The organism is Paenibacillus sp. P4_E11 (assembly GCF_056401635.1).
Genome location: NZ_JBFUIX010000483.1, coordinates 1 through 1,350 on the forward strand (window position 1 = coordinate 1; position 1,350 = coordinate 1,350).

Annotated in this window: 2 protein-coding genes; both read left to right on the forward strand. The window is 40.7% G+C overall.

Annotation, left to right across the window (positions count from 1 at the left end):
- Positions 1 to 281: 281 nt before the first annotated feature.
- Positions 282 to 428, forward strand: coding sequence for a hypothetical protein (locus AC1DWB_RS35305; RefSeq protein ID WP_477545731.1), 147 nt, complete (start codon positions 282 to 284; stop codon positions 426 to 428).
- 176 nt (positions 429 to 604) lie between these two features.
- Positions 605 to 1,003, forward strand: coding sequence for a hypothetical protein (locus AC1DWB_RS35310; protein WP_477545732.1), 399 nt, complete (start codon positions 605 to 607; stop codon positions 1,001 to 1,003).
- Positions 1,004 to 1,350: the final 347 nt, after the last annotated feature.

A 1,350-nucleotide genomic window follows, 5' to 3' on the forward strand; every position in this document is an offset into this window, starting at 1 on the left:
GTATTACCCGATCCGCATCTTGTACGCCGACCCATCGGCAGTCGCAGTTGACGGCCGGTTCATCAACCATACTGCCGCCAGTCTCGGAGTCAAAACAAAATCTTTGGTCAACATTCCATAATCAAGCAGAAGAAGTATGCCTGCGCCAAAGGCCGTGGAGGCCCCCCCCATCATCAGCCATATTTATAAAGAGATAAGTAGAAAGCGGTGAAGGAAATGAAAGTTGCAGCTCAATTATATACACTTGAGCAGCGAGTTGCCGAAATCGGAGAGGGAAAAATATGAATTTTGCTGGAATCTTAGCAGCTTGTCGGGAAATTGGCGTGGAATGGGGCGCGGTTGAGCAGGATTTTTGTTTTGATCGGAATCCATTTGATAGTGTGGCCATCAGTTTGGAGAGATTGAAGATGCTTGGTATTGACGTGTAGCTAGATCGTACGACGCTACATCAGGTGGTATGAGAAAACAAGAATTGTTGGTTTATTGTTAAAATAAGCAAATTTATGATCAAATATTTGTCTTGCATCTTTATGCATACACTCTATATGTGTTAAATAATTTTTTCTAACGAATTCTGAAACAACAAAAACGGAGCGCCGCAGATTTGCGGGCTCCGTTTACTCCTGATTGCAATATCTGGGAGAAATATGGAATACTGTGGCTATCGTTGCGAGTGTGTCGGCAATTTGCTAACTGGACCGGACGTATAGATATTCCGGGGATGAAGCATTACGATAAAGAAGGTAAGGATAAAACGATTAATGTAAAGCGGCCAGAGCAGGTATATAACGGTAAGTTTGTCTCAGTAATTGGAAACAGTTATTATGTTTATGATCTAAATTTGAATCCGACGTTTCAGGTTAATTTTGCTTTTGCAATGGATAACAAAAAGGGGATTGGCATGAAAGAAGATTATACATTTAACGGTACAGAGGTTCAATATTGGGTCCATTCAGAGTTCAAAAGACAAAGTTCACTTGATATGGAATCCTTTAAGCTGTAAACAACTTTTATTTTCACGCAGTGTCAATAAGCATGCAATTGAAAACATTAAGCTATTTTCTTCCGCCAAACCAACGCACAGATGTGCGTTGAAAGGTGATTATATATTAATCGATGTAGGAACCGTCCAACACGTTACTTTTCTGCTCCTACTAGGGATCATATAATACAAAGATGCAATACTTACAAGTTTCGACATTATTCGCGAGATTCATCCTTTAGAATGGTAATGTTTTTTTTTTGCATTTATATCCATGCGTTTGCACCTGGTGACAGTTTCGCTGGTATCACCCCAATCACGCCGTTGAAGTGCAACGTAACAAGATGGGAAAGCCCTCGGACATGGAG